Here is a 23198-nt window from a genome sequence, read left to right as displayed (position 1 = left end):
ATTGGCGATCATCATTTTATAAGCTTTAATAACGCCTTAAATCGATCTCCTTGGGCAATATGTTGCATTTCAAATAGCAATGACTCTACGTTAGTGAGTAATGCGCCTTGATTTATCATCATTTGAATCCCTAATACTTTGTTGTCGACACTGCGTGAAGACACGGCATCGGCCACCACATGCACGCAATATCCTTGTGATAATAAGTCCTGACACGTTTGATAAACGCACACGTGAGACTCAATACCTGCCAAAATAATATGCTGAGGGTTATAGGCTTGCAGTTGTTGCTGCACTTGTTCACATGACCAGCCGCTAAAATGGCTTTTACTAATCGGTTGGGTGGTTTTTTCAAGTAACTGACATAAAGATGGGCTAGTTGAACCTAATTTTTCGGGTAATTGTTCTAACCAGATTATCGGTATTTCAAACAATTGTGCACCTTGAATTAAGGTGGCAAGTTGTTGGTGAAGCACGCCGGTTTGCTGCATGACTTCAGCCAGTTTGCCTTGTACATCAACAATCATTAATACGGTCTCTTGTGGCGGGATCATAATACGTACCTCGATAAAGATTGGCATTGATTATCACTGTATCAGTTTATCGATGTCTTGCATCATTTATGTGTTCGATACCATTACCTAAGTCGACTATTCTCTGCATTGAACAAAGTTGCTCAATTAGTCTTGGCTAATGTAATGTTGGGTATACTAATACGATGCAAGCTTGATAGGGAATGTCATGAAAAAGCGGATAGTTATTTGTGCTGATGGCACTTGGAATCGACCCGAAAAAGATCTCTCAACTGACCAAGCCAGTAATGTGTTACGTATGGCGCGCGCCATTGCCCCGTTAGATACTAATAACGTTGCGCAACAAGTGTTTTATGACTGGGGTGTTGGCTCGTATTATGACACGATGCTAGGCGGCATGACCGGGCGAGGGCTCCATAAAAATATTGTCGATTGTTATCGTTATATTGTGCAAAATTATCAGCCCGGTGATGACATTTATTTGTTTGGTTTTAGCCGCGGGGCTTATACCGTGCGCAGTTTGTGTGGCTTAATTAATAATTGCGGCATTGTAAAACGTGCACAAGCGCAATTAATTCATCAAGCGTTTGAACATTATAAAAAGCCATCGTCGCCGTATGCGCCTAAAGGAGCAAAATCAGTGGCATTTAAGCAGCAATACTCACATCCGAGTCATCGCATTGCTTTTGTTGGCGTGTGGGATACCGTCGGTGCAATGGGGATCCCCAACTCCTTTTTAGGCTTATTTGATGATAGTGATGAGTTTTACGACACCAAAATTGGCAGTAATGTGGCGATTGCGCGCCATGCATTGGCCATTGATGAGCATCGACAAGACTTTAAGCCCACATTATGGCAACCCCGTGACAATCTCGATATGCAGCAGGTGTGGTTTGCCGGCGCACACAGCAATGTTGGGGGCAGTTATCTGGCAGATAAAAATGGCCAAATGTTGTCAGACAATGCGCTGCAATGGATGGTAACTGAAGCGCAACAGGCACAATTATACCTCGAAGCGCATTTAGTCTCGGCGCTCTCACCAACACCAATGGCCAAGCTTCATCAATCGCGGCGCAGTTTTTATCGTATAAAAGCAAAGCATTATCGTCCATTAGACCCTAATATTGCCCCAGTGCTTATTCATTCCTCGGTGAAACAACGTTGGGACAATGACCCCAAATACCGCCCTCAAAATTTAAAGGAGTATATTGAAAAATTTGGTTGGCCTAAAAATTTGATACCATAAGCCATGACTCATCTAGCAAGTCATTACATTGCAACAAACACTTACCATGAACAAGGATCTCACGTGCGTCGATTTTTATACTTAGCCACTAGCGCGATTAACCAAGGATTGATAAAACGTAACACTAGAAAGTTGTTGGTGTTACTGGGTTCTATGGGGGTGTTAATGTCAATGCCGGTTGCAGCAAAGACACCCCCAACGCGGATTGTCGCTTTATCACCCCATGCGGTTGAAATGCTTTATGCCATTGGCGCTGGCGATAACATTGTCGCTACCACTGAGTATGCTGATTACCCAGAGGCAGCAAAAAACATTCCGACAATAGGGGGGTATCACGGCATTCAAATTGAAAAAGTCATTGAGTATGACCCAGATTTAGTTGTGGTATGGCAAGCAGGCAATAAGTTAACTGACCTTAATCAGTTAAAAGCATTGGGCTACAATATTTATAACTCAAGCCCTAAAACGTTAGCCGATGTAGCGAGCGATTTACGCGATTTAGGTAAGCTAACTGGACACCAACAACAGGCAGAAAAAGTCGCTGAACGATATGAGCAACAACTGACGAGTATCAAGCAAGTAAACTTAGCTAAAAAGCCTGTAAAAGTGTTTTATCAATTGTGGTCTACGCCACTAAGAACAGTCGCCAAAGGCAGTTGGATTCAAAATATTATTGATGTTTGCCATGGTGATAATGTGTTTTATGAGGCGTCAAACGAATACCCGATAGTGAGCATTGAAAATGTATTAATTAGCGGTGCACAAGTGATATTACAAAGTAAAGATAAGGGCAATATCCTTGGGGTTAATTGGCAAGAATGGCCTGAGTTACCAGCGGTAAAACAACAGCATATTTATCAGTTAGATGCCGACTTATTACACCGCGCGTCACCGCGTGCGATAGCTGGCGTGAAACTCGTGTGTGATGCCTTAGATAAAGCGCGTTAAATCGCTGACTTTTAGAGGCTACGCGTTTGCAAACAATAAAAAACCTCAACATGATGTTGAGGTTTTTTTATGTTGTGGCTTATAAGTACTCTACTTCAAGTGAAATTAACATAGCATCATCGTCTTCTGAGGTGAACTCAGCACGTATCTGATAATCATCTTTAGAGACTTCAACATTTTCGGCCCAAACATCGGCATCACTTTTATAGTGCGCGGTCATTTCGCCCTTAGTGACGGGAATATTGGCCAATTTCAAAAAGCGCATAAACTCTTCATCGGTTTCAACGGGATAATTAATACTCTCAGAAAGCTTCACTTTAGTGATGGCATTATCTTTATGTTTTACTTGAATATATTTTGACAACACTTCCCAACTACCATCTTCTGAGTAATTAATAATATTAGGTACATAATTGGTGACTAAATCTTGCAGTTTGTACGACGGTGTTGATGGCGTTGGTAGTAGTATTTGGGTGAGTAAATCATCATTTAGTTGCGAGTATATTATTTGATTTTCATCTTTTGCGTATTGGCGCGAATGGAAAGTAAAGCCGCTCAGTAATAGCTCGGGTTCGCGTGAGTTGTATGATGAAAACTCTGAAAAGTCTAATTTGAGTAAGTTGCGTTGATTGGACACGGTATATTCAGCATCCGACTGTTTTTTTAAGTAGTTAAGTTTACGACGAACATTATCTACGTCGTCTCGATAACCGGCTTTATCGTCAATGAGCCAGTTATTATCAAAGTCTTCATCGTAAAGGATAAAGTTACGTCCGGTGTAATTGAGTAATGCACGCTCTTTGTAACTGATTTTTTGTACTTTATCGTTTTCAATATAAAACCATAAGTCTCGACCATATAACCATGCGGTGGTGTCTGGGCTTAAAGTGAAGATCGCGCTTGCTGGGCCAAGTACATTCAATAAAAACTCACTTGAGTTATTAATGTTTATCCCATAGGCCCCAGAAAGGGTGACATTAGCGCTGGGTTGTCCGACTTTCGCGGCCAGTTTTGCCAACTGGATATCAGACATAAGCTTTGAAGTGAAATTACGATTACTTGGAGCAACCACACGTTTAGGCGCTGGTGTTGGTACAGGTTTCGGCGCGGCTTTAACGGCGGCCACGCGAGTTTCAATACGTGGTGGGGTAACCGGTGCCGGTTTGGGTTTTGTAACCGCAGGTTCAGCAAGTCTGCTGGATTGATTATACGCAGTAGGTGTTGACGATAAGCTGTCGTCTTCACTGCAAAAGTCAATAAGATCTGCAGTAACAATTAACTTATTTGTTTGAATTAAGTTGGTAATAATAGCGGCATCAACCCGTTTGTCTTTGGCTTTTAATCGCACTTGATGAAAACTACTTTCAACAAGTTTGTCGTTGGAAATATTAGCTAGCTTTTTTTCAACATAAATGCTGTCAACCACAACAGGTGCACAAGCTGGTAAGTAATCAAGAATTGGTGGCAGTGATTTGGCTGACACAGGGAGGCCGAAAAAAGGGAGAGTTAACACAAGCAATTTTTTCATCTTCAGGCGCATCCTTATTCTTTATGAGTGATGGTTGATAAAAATTCTCAAATGCAAAGAACGCTGACACACATTCAAGCATTTCTACAGAGTCACTTCGTATCGTTATCCATACTTTAGTACTGTTTCACTAATACAATCCGAGTTGTAACTCTAACTTAACAAGTGTTTAACATTTGTGTCAAAGGTTGCAAGGGGATATTTAGTAAAAAAAGACTAAAATGCGTTTTAAACTAACAGTTAAGTTAAATTTTTATAGAAATTGACGCAGGAATTGATGTTAAATTAATAACGGTAAATGGCCGTAGGGATGGCTGTTGGTACATATTGGGGATAAGGCTAAGGTTGTATTTGAGCATTACAACAACCTAGACTGATTTAGATAAAATCAGACTAAAGTTTGGTAAGCGTTTGATATCTAAGTATTGCTTTATTAAAACGGCAACATACACGCTGTTTGAATCGCTTAACGACAACAAGGCGCACTTTTTGTCCGTGCCCTCAGAGACTGTTATGCACAATAATGGTGAGGTTGCACCAAGCTTGTGCGAGCAGCTTGGCCTTAGGCAATAACTTACCACGACGTGATTACGCTCGCCTTTGTTCAACCTTGCAGTGACAGTTTATTGCTGTACAGGTTGTCCTGTTTTACCACTGAACTTGTTAACGATGGGTGATTTGGTAAGGTAATGTCGGCAATGTACTTTGCTTGGCACAATTCACCATATAGGTGGTCAAAGGTTTGAGTGTTATCACTGCGTTCAATCATGGTACTCACTGGACCAAAGCGTTCTAGTGCGGCTTGGTACAATGTCCATACACTTGGCGGGACATTTTTATGATGGGTGTCGATAGCTTGTTCGCCAAAGTCAGAATGGCCTTCAAGGTGAAATTGTTTCACGCGTTTAGCGTCAAGCCTATCAAGGTAATCGAGAGGATTAAAATTATGGTTGCGGGCGCTGATATAAATATTATTGATGTCGACTAACAATAAGCAATCGGCTTCTTGGGCGAGTGTCGATAAAAAGATCCACTCATCCATGCTGGCTTGTTGATACGACAAATGACTAGACACATTTTCAAGCAAAATTTGTTGGCCTAATACATCCTGAATGACCTTTATACGTTCAACCACTTGTTTAATTGCATCATCATTATAGGGAAGGGGCTGGCCGTGTTGGCTTTGATTACCGTGCAGTTGGGGGCAACTGATGTGCTCTGATATCCACTTGGGATTCAATTCATGGCTGAGTTGTTTTAATTTAAGAAGGTAGTTCATATCTAATGGTTCACGACTGGCAATTGACAGCGATTCACCATGACACACTAATGGATATTGCTCAGCAATCGCGTCGAGAACATGACGTTTTTCAGGTTGAGTTTGCAGCACGTCTTCGGTGATAACTTCAAACCAATCAACGCTAGGGGTCTGTTGTAACATCTGCTTAAAGTGAATACTTTGCAGGCCAATACCGAACCCCATAAAGTCATCTGCTGTTGTCATTAAATTACCTCAGTAAAGCACCTGCATTATTCTTTTGGGTACTTTTTGGTTGTGATTGGCGTTTTAGAACCCATAGTTGTTTATGTTAAACAACGTCCGAAAACGATTTAACCTCCTAGTCCGTCAGGAATTAACTTATCAATTAAATATTGCCGTTTTACTGCAGTTAATATTTTTATTATTAATTTAGGTGTGTATTTGAACTCCGTTCCACCAATTGTTAGATTATTGTTACTTATATCATTATGCAAGTCTGACCATTAAGGATCACTTTTAAATTGAATTAAAATGTTAGCGTTTAAGTTGTCGTTTTCGCAGCGCTAACATGGGGCAAAACCATGAGCGTTGCGCAGTTGTAACATCACTGAGCCAAACGAATAAACTTGACCGTATTGAGAGTAAAACTATTTCACTTGATGGTAGGTTTTAAGTGCATTGAGTGGCAATTAAAAATTTTAATGTCGTTTTTTGAGCATTTAACTGCGTTTGAATTACTAACAAAGGATACCGATGAACACACTTTTAATTTGTTTACTCATTACCATGTTATTGCCCTATATTGCGAAGGCACCATTAGCGCTAGCGATGGCTAAGTTAGGTGGTTATGACAATGAAGCTCCGCGAGCACAACAAGCCAAATTAACGGGGTTTGGCGCCAGAGCCCTAGCTGGACACCAAAATGCCTTTGAGTCGTTAATTGTGTTTGGCATCAGTTGTGCGGTGGTGTTGGCGACCGACAATGTCAATTCAATTGTGTCAGCATTGGCGATTACCCACGTGGTCGCAAGAGGCGTTTATCACTGCATGTATTTGTTAGGTTGGGGGGTGTTGCGATCTTTATCTTGGTTTGTGGCGATGGGGGCATCCATTGGTATTTTTTGCCAAGCATTGTAACGATTAACCACACAAGATAACGTGTGACAACTGATGGTTGCCATACGTTATCTTGTTGTTGTTTATGTGTTTTTATATGCCAAAGAGTTATTTGGCTATGGGTTCATATGAGCACGCACGTAAGCACAAGCAGCATCATCGAGTGTGCGTTTAGATAAATAATTTTTTTGCTGATTAACCGTTAAGGTAAACCCAACATCAGTTTCAATTATTTCGCTAATATCTTGCCACTTAAGTTGCTGGTTCACAAAGTCAGACTTAGTCGTAATCCCAGTCTCATCAATTGTTAAGTTGACTGGGTTACCCGCAGCTTTACTCATCATTTGTCGCCATAACCACCAAGTGCGCTTGAATTTTATGCTCAATATTTCAATGACCGCTAATCCTATAAAAAAGTAACCAAGATAATACGTTTCTGCTGTTGCCTCAGGGGTGATGTTGCTGGCATCTAAGGTAATGAGGATTAACCCAATAACAGCAAATGTTGCCGCTTTTACTAATAACCTTGGGGTGAATCCTTGATCTGCGGTTTGGTCAAAGCATTCTGCGAAATAGGTTTTATCTAAAACAAAGCGGATGTGGTAAAGGGGAGCGGACACGGTGTTTTTCTCTTAATATTGGTTGTGGGTATTGTCGCATAGCTACCGAGTTCGGCAAAATCTTGCGTGATGATAATTGATAAATTTAACCATGCTTCGTTGGTGTTTTTAAACAACATAAAACGCTGTCTATTTATGTAAGCTTAGGCTGACATTACCTTGCATTAAATACGCAGGATAATGTCCGCGTATTGAGTTGTTGTATTAGATAAAAACGCTGCTAAAGCCGTTGATAACGCAAACAACTCATGTCATAAATCTTGCCTCTTTAGCCTAGGTTTATCAAACTCACGTCATAAATCCGGCTTCATAAATCTTTAGCCTCAACGTTAAGCCTTAAGGGTAAAACCTTATGATATATAATCTGGCTGAATTTAAGCTGAGCAGGCGGTGTCAGTGTCATTAATTGTGGTGATTAATAATCGACTGAGCTGCTGTTGTTCGGCTTCGGTTAGTTGCTGGCCTTCACTGTTAGACACTAAAAAGACATTGTCGGCGCGCTCGCCAACGCTGCTGATCGTTGCCGAATGAATGTTAAGTTCGAGCGCGCGAAATGCACTGGCAATTTGCTCCATAAACTCATGGGTATCTAATGCTGATACGCTTAATAAGCTACGGGTAGAGTGGCGCGAATATAAAAATTCCACATTAGGTTGATTATCAAAGCTTTGATGTTGGCGCGACAGGCGCATTTTAGGCGGTTTAGCATTGTTGTCTAATACGCTTTTTAACTTGTTGATAATGTGCTGGCGGCGCTGTTGGGTGCCAATTGGTTTTTCGTCAAAATCGAGAATTTTAAATGACTCGACGACATAGCCGTCTTTTGTGCGTGATATTTGGGCTTGCTTGACTGAAATTTGCAGTGCTGACAAGGTGTTAAATAACTTCACAAATAAACCTGCTCGATCTTTTGTGTATACAAACACATCACTACAACCTTTAACGACCGCATCATCAATACTAATTAAGGTATCAAACGGATTTTTGCTATCTGGTAAGGTCGCTTTATGGGCGATTAAGGCTTGTGAATAACGGGCGATGTCATCGGCTTCTGCGTGGCTAAAAAACGAAATCGGTAACTTTTGCCACAGGGCTTTAATGTGCTGTTCACCCGTGTCATCAAGGGCCATTAATGTCAGCGCTTCTTGTTTATGTTCACGCACCACCGTGCGCAGTTGCAATACGTTTTCGCCGCCATTACGCAACGCTTTGCGGGTGGCAAAATATAAATCGCGAATTAACGAGGCTTTCCAGTCATTCCACAAGTCATCATTAGTGGCTTGAATATCTGCAATAGTTAAACAATACAGTGCATCTAGGCGTGCTTGAGTGCCAACGGTTTTGGCAAAGCGCCAAACCACATCTGGGTCGTAAATATCCATTCGCTGCGAGGTAATCGACATTAATAAATGTTGTTTAACTAGCCAAGCAATTAATTGCTGCTGCGACTGTTTGATGCCGTGAAACTTGGCAAAATGTAGCACATCTACCGCACCAAGTTCGCTGTGATCACCGCCGCGGCCTTTTGCTAAATCGTGAAATAAAGCGCCTAACAATAACGATGACTTATTGGTCATCTTTTGGTAAATCTCACTGGCAAGTTTAGTGGCCACATCGTTGCCTTGGCTGTTGGCATAACGGGCAATATTTTTCAGCACTTTATGGGTGTGTTCATCAACGGTGTAGGCATGGAATAAATCAAATTGCATTTGCCCAACAATTTCACGCCATTGGGGTAAATAGGCCGATAATATACCGTATTGGTGCATTAAGGTAATGGCCAGTCCCATGCCTTGATGGTGCTGGAATAATGACAGAAACTGTTGTCTACAAGCGTGAAAGTCTTGTAAGTCGCCCATTAATCGACGACGAACTTGACGTAATAATCGTAATGTTTCTGGAGTGATCCCAACAATCTCATCATGATGAATGGCGATGAGTTCAAATAGCGCCATAATTTGGGTGCGGTCGATAAATACATCTTCATGGCGCACATGGATGTGGTTATCAATAATTTCAAATTGCTCATTAAGTGGTGTAGGAGTCAGGCGTTTTTTAGGCAAGATAGCGCGTTCAAAATAGGCCATGAGCAATTGGTTTAGCTCACGAATACGTTTCATGGCTCTAAACAACTGGCGCATCATTTTTTCAATGGCAATATTACCGCTTTCTTCTAGTTGGCTGTCTTCACCAAAGCCCATAATTTTGGCTACGTCAGCCTGGTATTGCAGTAATAAGCGGTTCTCTGGGCGACTGGCCACCTGATGCAAGGCAAAGCGCACTCGAAACAACACGTTTTGACACTCAATTAATTCTGCGTATTCGTCGTGGCTAAAAAAGCCTTGGCTGCGGACTGCGTGCATGTCTTGGGCGTTAAAATGTTTACGAGACACCCAAGCCAACGTTTGAATGTCACGAATTCCGCCTGGGCTATTTTTTAAATTAGGTTCAATGCTATAAGCTGTGCCGCCAGCTTTTAAATGACGCTGTTGTTGTTCGTCTTTTTTGGCTGAAAAGAAGCGTTGACTTGTCCATAACGCATTACCATAAAGTGCGTCTAACACTTGTTGCTGATGTTGTTCATTGCCAACAAGATGCCTAATTTCTAATAAGCTGGTGGCAATAGTGACATCGTCTTTACACGCATCAAGGGTGTCATCTAAGGTGCGAACGCCATGGCCAAGGTCGAGGTTTAAGTCCCATAATTGAGTTAAAAAGGCACTGACTTTATCGCCATCGACTTTGTTTAACGGCTGGCTGTGAATGATGCAAATATCGATATCTGAAAACGGATGCAGTGCTTGGCGACCATAGCCACCAACGGCGTTGAGTGAAATAGTCTCTGGAGCAAGTTGTTGTTCTTGCCATAGCTGAGTTAACAGCTGGTCGAAAAAAATGGCGCGCTTACTCAAGGTTTCATTGATTGAGTAATCTAAAATATGAACTTGCAAAAAAGCATCGACAGCTTGTATCGCTGCTTTTAATTCGACAATGGACATATGGGGGCGCAATTGCGCTTCTTCTGGCAGCGAGAACATGAGACTCCTTGAGGATCGGTTTTGCGTCAGAGCGGTTCAATCTTGCCCTGTGTCACCAATAAGCGGTGAAGTACGTCGTAACGCACACTAAATAGGTACAAAATGAGCACAAACGGTTAACAGGTTAATGTATTCTGCTGTGCAACTCAAACTCAGCCATTGAAAGGTTTTCATCATGTCTAAACGGGGTCGCCTTGATCAATTTATTGCCAAACGATTACAGGTTTCTAAAAAAGCAGTTCGCCAATGGGTGATTAATCATGCGGTGCAAGTGGATGGAAAGGATGCCTACGGAGTCGATCAACAAATTGACGAGTTTAGCCACATTGTGTGCAATGGTGAGGTGCTGCAGCAGTTTGTCCGCCAGTATTATTTATTGCATAAACCTAAAGGTGTAGTCAGTGCCACCAAAGATGATATTCATGCCACCGCATTGTCATTACTGGGGTTATCCACTGAGCAACAAGCCATGATGCATATTGCTGGGCGTTTGGACCTGCAATCTAGTGGATTATTGCTTATTACCAATGATGCTAAATGGTCTGCCGCGCTGATGTCGCCGCAACATAAGGTCGCTAAGCAATATCTTGTTACTGTTGCCAACCCGCTTGATGACAACTATGCGCCCGCGTTTGCTAAAGGAATGTACTTTGATTATGAAGGGGTAACTACATTACCTGCACAGTTAACCGTGGTGTCTGATTATCAAGCGATCGTGAGCTTACATGAGGGTAAATATCATCAAATTAAACGGATGTTTGGCCGCTTTCGCAACCCAGTTATTGAGCTGCATCGTTTTGCCATTGGAGACATCACTCTTGGGGCGTTAAAGCAAGGTGAATATCGGGCGTTAACCACAGCTGAAATTGCCATAGTGAGCGGATATTAGCCAGTCAGTTCTGCCACCGAAATAGGATATTTACGTATTGAAACAACTTGGCGGAGACAGTACCGCAAATCTTTGATAACGTGAGTGATATTTCTTGTCACTCACTCATAGGCTTAATCAAATGAAACTTCGCCATTCGGTCATTAGTTGCTTACTGGCACTCGGAGCTGTATCGAGTTCTGCTTACGCGCTAGATGCCAGTCACCAAGGTTATTATCGCGCCCCTGCTTTACACAATAGTACGGTTATTTTTACCGCTGAAGGCGACTTGTGGAAAGCCAGCTTAAATAATAACGAAGCAACTCGTCTTACCACTCAACCTGCGCAAGAAATTGACGCGAGTATTTCAAAAGATGGCAAATGGGTGGCTTATACCGCCAATTATGAAGGCGCGAGCGAAGTGTATGTGATGGGCGTTGATGGCGGTGTTGCCAAGCGTGTGACTTTTGAAAATAGCCGCGTGAGTTTACAAGGTTGGACCGCATCTGGCGAGTTGCTTTATGCCAGCAATAATGGGGCGACACCAGCGAACTCTTGGGTGCTAAAAACCGTTAACCCACAAACCTTAGCTGTGACCAATTTACCTTTAGCTGACGCCATTGAGGGGGCTATTGATGATAAAGGTGAATACGTTTACTTCATTCAATTTGGCCTGCAAGCCAGTGGTGATAACGCCAAAGTGTATCGCGGCGGTGCTAAAGGCGAGTTATGGCGCTTTAAACTCTCTGGTAAGCAAGAAGCACAAAAGCTGACAGCCAACCATGACGGCTCTGTTAGACAACCTATGTATTGGAATGAGCGTATATATTTTGTGTCAGACCAATCAGGAAATGACAATATTTGGTCAATGAATGCAGCAGGTGGCGATTTACAACAATTAACCACCTTTACTGACTGGCAAGTACGTGACGCGAAGCTCGACAATGGCCGCATTGTATTCCAGCAAGGCGCAGATATTAAGTACATTGATATTGCGACGAAAAAGCTTACAACCGTTGATGTTAATCTAACATCTGACTTTGCACATAAGCGTGAAAAGTGGGTCAATAACCCAATGGATTACGCCACTTCAATTAACCTTGCTCACTCTGAAGATAAAGTGGTCGTGACCGCCCGCAGCCATATTGCTGTTGCCAGTCAAAACGGCAGTCGCTTAGTAGAAATTCAAGCGCCCGCTAACAGCCGTTTACGCCACGGGGTAATGAGTGACGATGGCAAATATGTGTATGCCATTAGTGACGCTTCCGGTGAACAAGAAATTTGGCGTTTTGCCGCCGACGGTAGTAATGAAGCCAAACAGCTAACTCATGACGGTAAAACCTTACGTACAGGGTTGCATTTGTCGCCAAATGGTAATTACATCGCACATGATGATTATCATGGTAACGTGTGGTTATTAAACTTAAAAAACAACAAAAATATTAAGATTATTCAAGATGGTGAAGGCTTAGCGGAATACCAAGATGTCATTTGGTCTCATGACAGCCGCTACCTTGCATTAACCAAACAACAATTGGGTAAACAGCGGCCTCAAGTGGTGCTTTACTCTATTTCGCAAGAAAAAGAACTACCGCTGACTACCGACAAATATGAGTCATTCTCGCCAAGCTTTAGTCAAGACGGCAATTGGTTATATTTCTTATCTAACCGTGCATTTAATGCCATACCAGGTTCGCCATGGGGCGACAGAAACATGGGAGCGATATTTGACAAGCGCACGGAAGTTTATGCGTTTGCTTTAAATCCTGACGCGCGTTTCCCATTTACTAAACCAACAGAGTTAACCCCTAAAGCACCTGCAGCAGATAACGCAGACGATGCTGCAAAAGTAAACCTTGATTGGGATGGGTTAACAAAACGTTTATGGCAAGTACCTGTTGCTTCAGGTAACTACTCGTCATTAACGGCAGCCAAAGATAGATTGTACTTATTGGACGCTCAAGCTACAGGGGCAAACTTACTGACGATTAAATTTAGTCATCAAGATGCTAAAACTGAAGTGTTTGCCGAAGACGTTGGCGGTTATCAATTAGCTAAAAATGCTGACAAATTAATGCTGACTCGCGCATCTAAACCAGACGATATTTTAATTGTACCAACCGCTGATAAACTGCCGACAGACCTAACTCAAGCAAGTGTGTCAATGGCGCAGTGGCAGTTAAGCATCACCCCGCAAATGGAATGGCAACAAATGTTTGAAGATGCATGGTTAATGCACCGTGACTCATTCTACGACGTTGATATGCGCGGCCTTGACTGGCAACAAACCAAAGCTAAATACCAACCGTTGGTAGACCGCTTAACCGACCGTGATGAGTTAAACGACATCTTTAAGCAAATGATGGGCGAACTAAGCTCGTTGCACTCACAAGTGCGTGGCGGCGATGTAGCTGTTGACCCCAACAAACCAACAGCAGCACTACTCGGTGCTAAGCTGAGTCAAGATGACAATGGGGTTAAAATTGAGCACATTTATCAAACCGACCCAGAGCTACCAAGTCAGGCTTCACCGCTTGCTAAAATGACCGTTGATGCTAAAAATGGCGATGTCATTGTCGCCATTAACGGCAAAAAAATTACCACCATTGGTGAGCTTACTCAAGCATTGCGCAATGAAGCGGGCAAGCAAACGTTATTAACCCTTAAGCGTGGCCGTAAGCTGCATCAAACCGTGGTAACACCGTATACCAGTCGTGATGACCTTAATATGCGTTATACCGACTGGGTTTACCAAAACATGGCCAAAGTCGACACCGCATCAAAAGGGGATATTGGTTATCTGCACATGTATTCAATGGTACAAAGCGACATTAATAGTTTTGCCCGTGAATACTACGCAAACTACGACAAACAAGGATTAATTATTGATGTGCGCCGTAACCGTGGTGGCAACATTGATAGCTTAATTATTGAAAAGCTATTGCGCCGCGCATGGGCGTTTTGGAAACCAACTTACGGTACGGCTAATGCCAATATGCAGCAAACCTTCAGAGGTCACTTAGTGGTGTTAACCGACCAAATGACTTATTCAGACGGTGAGACATTCGCAGCTGGGATTAAAGCCTTAGGCATTGCCCCATTAATTGGTAAGCAAACCGCCGGAGCAGGCGTGTGGTTGTCGGGGCGTAATGCGGTGACAGACTTTGGTATGGCGCGGGTGGCAGAATACCCGCAATATTCACTGGATGGTCACTGGATTGTTGAAGGGCACGGTATTAAACCCGACATTGAAGTTGATAACTTACCGTATGCAACTTATCAAGGTAAAGATGCGCAATTAGAAGCGGCGATTAAATACCTTAAAGATGAAATGAAGCACAAGCCAATTAAACCGTTAACGGCGTTGCCATTACCGAAAACCGGCCATGCTGGTAGTGTGAAACCTGAATAAGTTAAGCTGCGGTTAATACACATTAACCGCGCTTATCGAAGCAGAGACAAAACAGCCTATGCAATGTGCATAGGCTGTTTTATTTTCCCCTAAGGGCTTAGTAATTTATTTTAACATCACAGGCTAACGAGTTAGCAATAAAACAGTTAGCGTGAGCTTTTTGATGAATTTTATCAATGACGGCTTCGCTTACTTCAACCCCTTCGCCAAACACTACTTCAGGGAACAAGTTCATTTTAGTGACAGCCACTTTTCCGTCTTCATTCTTACCAAGTTCAGCCGTGGCATGATCGACATAACTGACAACCGGTAAACGTTTTAAATGGGCGATAGCGAGAAATGTCAGCATATGGCATGACGACAACGCACCCAGTAACCCTTCTTCAGGATTAACCTTTTCAGCATTGCCTTTGTATTCAACCGCAGATGATGCATTAACTACTTGGCCGCTGCCGTAAGTGATCTGATGATCGCGATTAAATTCGCCTTCCTCACTTGAGGAGGTTTGCCAGTTTACTGTTAATTTAAATCCCATTGAGTACTCCAATTGCCTTTCTCGGCTCAGGGCGGAATAAAAAAGATCACAGAGTTTACTAGAAAGAACCCCTTAAATGTAAGCCCTAATCTGCATCTATTTATGAATATTTGACCTAAGTAATATTGTGACATTTTGCTGATGACATACTAATGGGTTAGGACTTTTAGGTCGAAAAAATTAATTGAAGGATATTGGTTTAAAGCTTTGATTTATTGGGGTTTATTTTTAAAGTGACGCATTTCCTTGAAGCGATCATTGTTAATGAATTGTTATGAATACGTATGCAATAACTTGTTCCGAAATCGTCCTGCTGCCTACTATATCTGAAAAAATGACCCAAACAGTTCTTTTAAGATAAGTGGTGTGACTGAGCATTGGGTGACGATAACAGCCTAAAAAGGTGAGGGGAAATCAATGCTTAACTGTAAACCCAGTTTGTTGACTGTGGCAATTGCAGCTGCCGGTATGAGTGTGATGTTCATGCCACAAGATGTTAATGCAGCCGATAACAGCTCAGAGCAACAAGCGTCTATTGAACGGACGCAACTTGCATCAACTGTCGACAAGAGTGCTACTACCGATGGCAATAATAATGTAGCCAGTGACGATGCTGACATCGAACAGATTGAACGTATCAAAGTAACAGGTTATAGCCGTAGTTTAATTGACTCTATTAACACCAAACGTTATGGCGACACAGTGTCAGAGCAATTATCTGCTGATGATTTAGGCGCGTTGCCTGATGTTTCAATGGCCGATGCGTTAACGCGTTTACCGGGTATTTCAGCGGTGCGCACTGGTGGTCAAGCGGCTGAAATTAACATTCGTGGTATGTCTGGTGGGTTTGTTTTTTCCACATTAAATGGCCGCGAACAAGTGTCAACCAGCGGTTCTCGCAGTATCGAATTTGACCAATACCCCTCTGAACTTATTAGTTCTGCAGCAGTATATAAAAGCCCTAAAGCGTCATTAATTGAAGGCGGTGTAGCTGGGACGGTAGAGCTAGCTACTGTTAGCCCGTTAAGTAAAGACAATCAACACAACTTTGTGGTTAATGCCCGTGCTATGTATAACGACCGCGCCAGTGAAGTCTATGGTGCAAAAGAGCATGGCGACAGGTTTAGCTTTTCTTATCAGGGTAAATATCTTGAAGACACCTTAGGGGTTGCCGTTGGTTATGCTCGCTTGAATCAACCTAGCGTGGCAACGCAGTTTATTGGTTTAGCCTACAACGATGTCAAGGATGTTGATGGGGTAAGTGGTGACATTAACGGTTCAGTCGATTGCCCAGAATGTGAATACATTAGCGAAGGGTTTGAACTACAACACCTTGGCGGTGTGGAAACGCGTAACGGTTATATGGGCGCGATTGAATGGGCACCTGTTGATAATTTTGTGCTAAAAGCAGACACCTTTATTTCCCGTTTTGACAGCGAATCTTTTGCCCGTGGTTTTCGAGTTAAGTTAGGCGGTGCTAATGCTTCTGTTGCCAACCCAGTTTTAGATGGTAACGCTGTTATTGGCGGCACTTTTAATCGCTCATCAAGCAGTTATACCCGCGTTGAACTGGTTAATGACGACAACCAAGACTTTGATGAAGTAGATAATTATGGCGTTAACGCCGACTGGCAAGTGACCGACAATTTAAATGTGAATGTAGACGTGTCGTTGTCGTCGGCTAAAAGTGATTTTCGTAACGGATTGTTATGGTCAAATGTCGCCGTAGACGCCAATGCTGACACCCCTATTTTTGATGAAAATGTCTCAATCAGCTATCTACTTAATGGCTTAGACTTGCCCAATATTGGGTTTAATCAAGCCGATGCATTTTCTGACATCGACCGCGTGATGGTCAGTAAATACGGTATTTATCCATTTGAAAACGAAGATGAATTAAAAGCGTATCGTATTGATTTTGAGTACACCTTAGACAACGATTACATTGCCAGCATTGAGTTTGGCGCACGTTACTCTGACCGCACTTACTCAAATGATCGCTCGGTATTTGAATACGGCAACGACGGCGCGTTTTCAGGTTCTGAGCCGCCATTACAACTGACCAATGACATGGCCACCGTGGTGAACTGGGACGGTGACTTTGGTTATTTCCCATCTTATTTAGCCATTGATCTTGATAGCGCATTAAATGCGTGGTTTCCAAATGGCACACCGCAACCGGTGCAAACATGGGGTAATGCCGGCGGCGTGATTGATGCTCAAGGTTATACCACTAACTATTCTTGGTCGGTATTGCAAAGTGGGGAAGTGTACGAAGAAGTCACCTCAGGCTACATCATGGCCAATATCGACATGGAAATTGGCGACTTACCCGTTACGGGTAACCTTGGTGTGCGGGTCGTTAACACCGACCAATCCGCCACCATGCTGCAAAATGTAGATGGTGATGCCACCTTAGGCGCGCAAAATATTACCGATAGCATTGGCATTATTAACCAAAACTATGCCCCAACAGTGCAAGGTGACAGTTATACCGATGTTCTGCCTTCTATTAACTTGAATTTTAAAATTACTAACGACTCACAAATCCGTTTTGCGGCGGCAAAAGTGATGTCGCGACCACCAATAAACCGCCTTGCTGGTGACATTAGTGCCAGCGTTAATGATGACGGTGAGATCAACGGTTCAAGTACCAATAATCCATTTTTAAAACCATTTTATGCTGATCAATATGACCTGTCATTTGAGCATTATTTTGACGAAGGCGCTGTTGTTGCCGCCGTTTTTTATAAAAATATCGATTCGTTTATTGACACCTTTGCCATTGAAAATTACGACTTTAAGGGGAACGGCTTTAATGTCCCCGACTACATAACAGACGATGTCAGTGGCGAACAAATTGAAACCACTAACGGCACGTACACCACCGCCGTTAATAATGCTGAAGGTGGTTATATACGCGGGCTTGAGCTTGCTTACACCCATGTGTTTACTTCGCTACCATCGCCTTTTTCTGGGCTTGGATTTAGCGGCAGTTATTCGTTTACCCAGTCAGAAGTGGAGTCCATTACCGACTTAGGCGGTGACAGCGTGACCCAAGCACTGCCAGGACTTTCTGAAAACGTTGCCAATGCCACGCTGTTTTATTCCTATGAAGGCTTTGAAACTCGCATTAGTGCGCGTTTTAGGGATGAGTTTGTGTCAGAGCAGGTCGCGATTAACGAGCAAGTCGTGAACTTTGACGGCGAAACGGTCATTGATTACCAAGCGTCTTACCAAGTAACAGATGGGCTTGGGGTGTTATTTCAAATTAATAACCTCACTGACGAGCCAACCAAAAGTTACTTCGGTAGCACCAGTAAAACCGGCACCATCCAATATTTTGGGCGTGAATTTTACTTGGGGCTGAATTATGCAATGTAAATATCAAATAATTCATAAGCTTAAATTAAATACCGTTAATAGCCTTGCGCTATTAAAACAGAATAATAACGGGAGAAACGCACATGAAACGCGTTAACTACTCAATTAAACTTTCAGCGATTGCGCTGGGTCTTGCTGCGTTGTCAGGTTGTGGTGACACTGCAGAGTCAGGGCAAGTCTTATTAACTTGTGATGTGCCCAATATTCCTAATGCCGCTGGCACCGAATGTGTGCCACCGCCGCCGCTAAGTTGCCCTGCACCTAAGTTCCCTGATGCAAAAAATGAATCGTGTATTGTTGGCTTTAATCCAGAATTGCCTGAGCCTGTCGCCTTTGCTGGACCTAATCAAGCAGTGCTTTATTACAATCGTACTAAAGACAAAGACAACAGCGCGAATAACCCTAATTACCCAGGTTATAAATTACATACTTGGAATAACGACACCTGTGATGCATTTGCTGAACCCCACGACACGACAGACTGGGCTAATGGCCATTCATTTGACGGTATCGACCCTAATTACGGCGCGTATTGGATATTAAATTTAAAAGAAGGTCACAGTGAATGTGCCAATTTTATTGTCCACATTGGCACCGAAGGTTCGGGTAAAGCGCTAGGCGATGGTGACTTGGTGATGAACCTTAAACCGTTTGAAGACCCAAGTGCCCCAGAAGCGCAATACGATAGAGCGAACTTTACCATTCATGCCCAAAGCGATGTGTATGACTTTCCGATTTTAGACAGTGGGTTTTCAATCAGTGATGCCAGTGCGCACTGGATAGATAAAAATATTTTTGTGTGGAATGAAAGCACAGATGGGGTGGCGCAGTTTATGTTGCATCACTCAAATACAGCAGAAGTCGCAGTTAGTGATGAGGGCGATATTAGCGGCGAACAACTTGAGCTTATCGCGACCGAATTAAGCGATGAAGTTAAAGCGAGGATCCCGCATTTACAAGATTGGCCTGCTTATGAACTCGTGCTTGATGATGAACAAATTAAAGCGGTTGCCAAAAATCAATTAGTGATAGCAGCGTATGACAGCGATAACAAAGCATTAGCTGCCACCAATGTGCAAGTGGCGAAAGTGTTAGATGCGTTATATACCGCTGGTGAAAATGACGCCGATGAAGCCACACTGGGTGTTGTTTACGACAATGGCAATATCAGCTCAGCACTTTGGGCACCAACGGCGCAAAGCGTGACGTTAAAAGTGTACGACAGTGCTAAAAATGAAGTCGCCTCACATGCCATGACCGAAGATACCGCCACCGGCATTTGGTCATACAGTGGTGGCAGTGAACTCGACCGCATGTATTATCGTTTTGAGTTACATGTTTATCACCCTGTTAGTGGGCAAATGGAAACCATATTAGCGACCGACCCATACTCGCTTAATGTGTCTACTAATGGCCGTTATAGTCAGTTTATTAATTTAGATGACGCCGACTTAAAACCCGATGGTTGGGATGACCATGATGTGCCAACCGTGCAAAACCCAGAAGATATTATTATCTACGAAGGCCATGTACGTGACTTTAGCGCCCGTGATGTCAGCACTTCAGCTGCTAACCGAGGTAAATACTTAGCCTTTACCGAAGAGGGAAGCGCCCCTGTTGAGCACTTGCGTAAGTTAGCTGAAAATGGCTTAACACATTTTCACTTACTGCCATTAAACGACATTGCGACCATTAATGAAGACAACGCTGAGCGTATTGATATGACCGATACGTTAGCTATGTTGTGCGATAAAATTGATGGCAACCTTGATGCATGTAACACCCAAGAGCATTCTCAAACCATTGAAAGCGTATTGAATAACTTTTTTGCAGGCTCTGATGATGCCTTTAAATTAATTGACGCTATGCGCGGTTTTGACAGCTTTAACTGGGGTTACGACCCGCAGCACTTTATTGCGCCAGAAGGCAGTTATGCAAGCAATGCCGATGACACCTCAAGAGTGAAAGAGCTGCGCGCAATGGTGCAAGCACTGCATCAATTAGGCTTACGAGTGGTACTTGATGTTGTCTATAACCACACGAGCTCCTCAGGGCTGTGGGATAACTCAGTGTTAGATAAAGTCGTGCCAGGTTATTACCATCGATATAGTGAAATTAGCGGCGATATTGAAAACTCAACGTGTTGTGAAAACACCGCCACTGAACACAAAATGATGGATAAGTTTGTCGCCGATTCGATGGTGATTTTAGCCCAGCAATACGGTTTTGATAGCTTCCGATTTGATGTCATGGGACACATGCCAAAAAGCAGTATTTTAGCCGCCCGTGACGCAGTACAAGCGGTTGACCCAGACAATTACTTTTACGGTGAAGGCTGGAACTTTGGTGAAGTAGCCGATAATCGCTTATTTGAACAAGCGACCCAAGCCAATATGGCGGGTAGCGAAGTCGGCACCTTTAACGACCGTATTCGTGAGGCTGTACGAGGCGGTGCGTTATTTGCTACTGAGCAAAAAGATGACTATCTGCGCGACCAAGATACATTACGGTTATCAATGGCTGGTAACATTGCCAGTTATGTACTTAAAGACTTCAATGGCAATACCGCGACAGGGAACAGCTTTAGCTGGAACTCACAGCCAACGGCTTATGCATTAGACCCTGCCGACAGTATTAACTATGTGTCAAAGCATGATAACGAAACACTGTGGGATATTTTGCAGTATTCAAATGATGTCAGCATGAGTATTGATACTCGAGTGCGCGTACAAAATATTGCGGCAACACTGCCATTAATGAGCCAAGGTATTCCGTTTTTACAAATGGGTGGCGACATGCTGCGCTCGAAATCATTAGACCGCAATACCTATGATTCTGGTGATTGGTTTAACTGGGTCGATTTCAGCATGCAAACCAATAATTGGAATGTGGGCTTACCATTAGCAAAAATTGCTGAGCAAGACAAAGACGACCAACCAGAGGCTTATGCCAAAATGGAACAAATGATTGCCATTGCTGGTAATCCTAATTCTGCTGCGTCAATGTCTGACATTCAGTTTGCCTCGAGTGTCTTTAACGAGTTTCTATCCATTCGTCGTGACAGCCCATTGTTAAGATTAACCACTGCGCAAGACATTATTGACCGCGTCGGTTTCCATAATATCGGCAGCAACCAAACCCAAGGTGTCATTGTCATGAGCGTGGATGACGGCGCAGGGCTAACAGATATTGATAGCGCAGTTGATGCCATGGTCGTGATGGTCAATGGGAGTAACCAAATACAATCGCATACGGTATCAACGGCTACAGGCTTTAGCTTGCACCCAAGCTTAATGATGTCAGTTGACTCGCAAGTGCAGTTAGCCAGCTTTAGCGATGATGGCAGCGACGGTACCTTTACGGTGCCAGCTTATACCACAGCCGTATTTGTTAAGCATCAAGGCGACACCCAAGGCGCAGGGCTAAGTGCTGATGCTACCGCTGGAGCACCAGATGTGGTTCCTTATGGCAGCACAGAGGTGTTTGTGCGTGGCGGCATGAATGGTTGGGGCGAAGTTGATGCCTTTACTTACGTTGGCGGCGGTGAATACCGCGTTGCTATTGCTTTAGATGCACAGTCGTATGAATTTAAAGTGGCTTCTGCTGATTGGTCTAGTGTTGATTTTGGTGCGTTAAGTAGCGATGTTGCAGGCGTGGATGAAGATGTGGCAGAAGCGCTAGCACGCTCTGGGGCTAATATGACCTTTACCCCAATGGTTGCAGGAACTTATGTGTTCTCATTAAACGCAGCTGATAAAGATAACCCAATGTTGACGGTATATAACGAGCAGCCATTTATTGGCACTAACGTGTATATACGTGGCGGCATGAACGGTTGGGGCGAAACCAATGAGCTGGTGTATTTAGGTGGCAGTATCTACCAAGCAGAAATACTGGTTTCAGCAGCAACTCACGAGTTCAAAGTGGCATCTAGCGACTGGTCGACTGTCGACTATGGCAGCGCTGACACTGACCCTAGCATGCAACTAGGTGTCGACAAAGCGTTAGCGGTATCAGGTAGCAACATGAGCCTTAATTTTGCTAGCGAAGAAATGTACACCTTTACACTTGATATGAGTAATCGCAACGAGCCGTTGTTAACCGTAAATAAAACCGATATGTTTGCTGGCAATACGGTGTATATCCGTGGCGGCATGAACGGTTGGGGGGAAGTTGATGCGCTTAACTATCAAGGTTCGTCAGTATATAGCGTTGATATTGCACTTGATGCCGGAAGCACCGAGTTTAAAGTGGCCACTGCCGATTGGTCTACCGTTGACTTTGGTGCGATAGCAGGTGAAGAAGCGGTGATCGTTGGTGACATGAAAATGCTTGCGAAAAAGGGCGCGAATATGCTGATTGACGTTGCAACATCAGGGACGTATCGATTTACCATTACTGGGCCGTCAACAGATAGCCCAACATTAATGGTCGAGGAAGCTAACTAACGAGTATTGCACTATATACTCTGCCAACGCCCAGCACTTGCTGGGCGTTTTTTATCATTGAATGAAAAGCTGTTAACTAAGGCAAGATTATGACTTATCTTCTATGTTATGTATAAAGGGCGCGATAAAACTGAGCCATATTCATTGGTAAATACTTTTTAAGCAAACAAACCAAAAGTTGCAACATAAGCTTAATCTTTGGGGCTATACTGAAATTGACGGTAACGCCATGCTAACAAAAGTGTGTTGCTTACTGGCTTT

13 protein-coding genes are annotated in these 23198 nt (G+C 43.3%); 7 read left to right on the top strand and 6 right to left on the bottom strand.

Annotated elements, in window-relative coordinates; translation table 11 throughout:
- Positions 1-11 precede the first annotated feature (11 nt).
- On the bottom strand, positions 12-554 hold the full coding sequence (locus G3R48_RS10875; RefSeq protein ID WP_153663990.1) for an isochorismatase family protein: 543 nt from the start codon (positions 552-554) through the stop codon (positions 12-14).
- A gap of 187 nt (positions 555-741) precedes the next feature.
- On the opposite strand from G3R48_RS10875, the gene G3R48_RS10870 reads away from it, so the two are divergent.
- A complete protein-coding gene (locus tag G3R48_RS10870; RefSeq protein WP_153663988.1) occupies positions 742-1779 on the top strand; it encodes a DUF2235 domain-containing protein in 1038 nt (345 codons plus the stop codon).
- Between the two features lie 153 nt (positions 1780-1932).
- A complete protein-coding gene (locus G3R48_RS10865) occupies positions 1933-2727 on the top strand; it encodes a cobalamin-binding protein (protein ID WP_153664427.1) in 795 nt (264 codons plus the stop codon).
- 79 nt (positions 2728-2806) lie between these two features.
- On the opposite strand, the gene G3R48_RS10860 is transcribed toward G3R48_RS10865, so the two are convergent.
- Positions 2807-4255, bottom strand: coding sequence for a hypothetical protein (locus tag G3R48_RS10860; protein ID WP_153663986.1), 1449 nt, complete (start codon positions 4253-4255; stop codon positions 2807-2809).
- Positions 4256-4859: 604 nt separating this feature from the next.
- Positions 4860-5759, bottom strand: coding sequence for an MbnB/TglH/ChrH family RiPP precursor modification enzyme (locus G3R48_RS10855; protein WP_153663984.1), 900 nt, complete (start codon positions 5757-5759; stop codon positions 4860-4862).
- 510 nt (positions 5760-6269) lie between these two features.
- On the opposite strand from G3R48_RS10855, the gene G3R48_RS10850 reads away from it, so the two are divergent.
- Positions 6270-6653 (top strand): MAPEG family protein, encoded by a 384-nt coding sequence (locus tag G3R48_RS10850; RefSeq protein WP_153663982.1) that lies wholly within the window; start codon positions 6270-6272, stop codon positions 6651-6653.
- 95 nt (positions 6654-6748) lie between these two features.
- On the opposite strand, the gene G3R48_RS17385 is transcribed toward G3R48_RS10850, so the two are convergent.
- On the bottom strand, positions 6749-7252 hold the full coding sequence (locus G3R48_RS17385) for a YcxB family protein (protein ID WP_212593314.1): 504 nt from the start codon (positions 7250-7252) through the stop codon (positions 6749-6751).
- 374 nt (positions 7253-7626) lie between these two features.
- Positions 7627-10290: a [protein-PII] uridylyltransferase gene (gene glnD, locus G3R48_RS10840; RefSeq protein ID WP_153663980.1), complete on the bottom strand. Its 2664-nt coding sequence runs from the start codon at positions 10288-10290 to the stop codon at positions 7627-7629.
- Between the two features lie 172 nt (positions 10291-10462).
- Between glnD and G3R48_RS10835 the strand changes: the two genes are divergently transcribed.
- Positions 10463-11179, top strand: a complete 717-nt coding sequence (locus G3R48_RS10835; protein WP_212593318.1) for a 16S rRNA pseudouridine(516) synthase — start codon at positions 10463-10465, stop codon at positions 11177-11179.
- Between the two features lie 121 nt (positions 11180-11300).
- Entirely contained in the window at positions 11301-14570 is a 3270-nt protein-coding gene (locus tag G3R48_RS10830) for a S41 family peptidase (RefSeq protein ID WP_153663976.1), read from the top strand.
- 97 nt (positions 14571-14667) lie between these two features.
- Here the strand turns inward: G3R48_RS10830 and G3R48_RS10825 are convergent, their stop codons facing one another.
- Positions 14668-15105, bottom strand: a complete 438-nt coding sequence (locus G3R48_RS10825) for an OsmC family protein (protein ID WP_153663974.1) — start codon at positions 15103-15105, stop codon at positions 14668-14670.
- A gap of 417 nt (positions 15106-15522) precedes the next feature.
- On the opposite strand from G3R48_RS10825, the gene G3R48_RS10820 reads away from it, so the two are divergent.
- Both G3R48_RS10820 and pulA read left to right on the top strand, forming a co-directional pair.
- Positions 15523-18489, top strand: coding sequence for a TonB-dependent receptor (locus tag G3R48_RS10820; protein ID WP_153663972.1), 2967 nt, complete (start codon positions 15523-15525; stop codon positions 18487-18489).
- A gap of 83 nt (positions 18490-18572) precedes the next feature.
- On the top strand, positions 18573-22937 hold the full coding sequence (gene pulA / locus G3R48_RS10815) for a pullulanase-type alpha-1,6-glucosidase (protein WP_153663970.1): 4365 nt from the start codon (positions 18573-18575) through the stop codon (positions 22935-22937).
- The last annotated feature ends 261 nt before the right edge of the window (positions 22938-23198 follow it).

It is taken from the genome of Shewanella intestini, from assembly GCF_018221465.1.
Classification (GTDB): Bacteria; Pseudomonadota; Gammaproteobacteria; order Enterobacterales; family Shewanellaceae; genus Shewanella; species Shewanella intestini.
The sequence above is the reverse complement of the archived record's forward strand: the minus strand, read 5'-3'. Positions and strand labels throughout refer to the sequence as shown.

Bases quoted from the DNA above. Each gene is read 5' to 3' on its own strand.
- G3R48_RS10875 (WP_153663990.1), bottom strand. From the start codon at position 554: ATGATCCCGCCACAAGAGACCGTATTAATGATTGTTGATGTACAAGGC.
- G3R48_RS10830 (WP_153663976.1), top strand. From the start codon at position 11,301: ATGAAACTTCGCCATTCGGTCATTAGTTGCTTACTGGCACTCGGAGCT.
- G3R48_RS10820 (WP_153663972.1), top strand. From the start codon at position 15,523: ATGCTTAACTGTAAACCCAGTTTGTTGACTGTGGCAATTGCAGCTGCC.
- glnD (WP_153663980.1), bottom strand. From the start codon at position 10,290: ATGTTCTCGCTGCCAGAAGAAGCGCAATTGCGCCCCCATATGTCCATT.
- pulA (WP_153663970.1), top strand. From the start codon at position 18,573: ATGAAACGCGTTAACTACTCAATTAAACTTTCAGCGATTGCGCTGGGT.
- G3R48_RS10860 (WP_153663986.1), bottom strand. From the start codon at position 4,255: ATGAAAAAATTGCTTGTGTTAACTCTCCCTTTTTTCGGCCTCCCTGTG.
- G3R48_RS10870 (WP_153663988.1), top strand. From the start codon at position 742: ATGAAAAAGCGGATAGTTATTTGTGCTGATGGCACTTGGAATCGACCC.
- G3R48_RS10825 (WP_153663974.1), bottom strand. From the start codon at position 15,105: ATGGGATTTAAATTAACAGTAAACTGGCAAACCTCCTCAAGTGAGGAA.
- G3R48_RS10865 (WP_153664427.1), top strand. From the start codon at position 1,933: ATGGGGGTGTTAATGTCAATGCCGGTTGCAGCAAAGACACCCCCAACG.
- G3R48_RS10850 (WP_153663982.1), top strand. From the start codon at position 6,270: ATGAACACACTTTTAATTTGTTTACTCATTACCATGTTATTGCCCTAT.
- G3R48_RS10855 (WP_153663984.1), bottom strand. From the start codon at position 5,759: ATGACAACAGCAGATGACTTTATGGGGTTCGGTATTGGCCTGCAAAGT.